At 65.9% G+C, this 869-nt stretch carries 1 pseudogene; it reads right to left on the reverse strand.

Annotated features, from left to right (window positions below):
* Positions 1 to 712, reverse strand: a pseudogene (locus tag IU459_RS37350) (IS1634 family transposase); the annotation flags it as partial.
* Positions 713 to 869: the final 157 nt, after the last annotated feature.

Consider the following 869-nt stretch of genomic DNA (forward strand, 5'->3'; position numbering starts at 1 on the left):
CGCTGCCGCTGCCGCTGCCGCTGCCGTCGGCGTCGTCACCGGCGGGGACCGGGTGGCCGCGGTCGTCGCGTTCCACCGGCTCGTCGGCTCCGGTCTCGAAATACGTCGACGTCGTGTCGAAGAACAGCAGGTCCACTTCGAGGTTCAACAGGGTCGCGACCTGGTCGAACACTTGCCGTTCCAGGTCGTCGGTCACCGAGTGCAACCAGTCCATCGCCCGGTAGCAGGCGTCGTCGCTGGTCTCGGCCAGCCGATCGATGTGAACGTCGTGGTTGACCCAGCCCGCCGCGGCCAGTTTCGACGACGGTGCCAACGCGCGGTTGGCGACCAGGGCGAACAGGGTGCGTTCGGTGGCGGTCATGTCGCGGGGCCGGCCCCGGCGGGGCTGCCCCAGCCGAGTCACGATCGTCTCCATGCCGAGGCGCTTCCATAGGTGGTCGAGCACGTATGTGCCGCCGAAGGGCCTGGAGGACACGAACTCCAATCCCTCGCCGGTCGCGCCGGCCGCGAGCGCGTCGCCGGGTTCCAGCAGTCGGGACAGGGATCCGACCAGGCGTTTCACCGCGTCACGGTCGAGTTCGTCCTCGCGGCCGAAGGTGAACAGCACCTTCGGAGTCGCGCGGCCCTTCTCCGGATCCCACACGTTGTGGGCCAGATGCAGATACCTGACCGTGCCGGACTTGTTGTCCCGCTTGGTCATCTTCACGTACACGACTCCAGAAGTTACTGCATCACAGCAGCTCACGCTACTCGAATTCAGCGAATCGCGTCTCTAGGCAAATTTCAGAGTTTCTCTCGTCCGAGACCCCGCGACCCGCGGAAACCGGCAGTCTTGGGCTCCGAAACCCCGGAATTATGCGGAACGCAGG

The sequence above is a fragment of the Nocardia amamiensis genome (assembly GCF_015477605.1).
In the GTDB taxonomy this organism is placed as follows: Bacteria; Actinomycetota; Actinomycetes; order Mycobacteriales; family Mycobacteriaceae; genus Nocardia; species Nocardia amamiensis_A.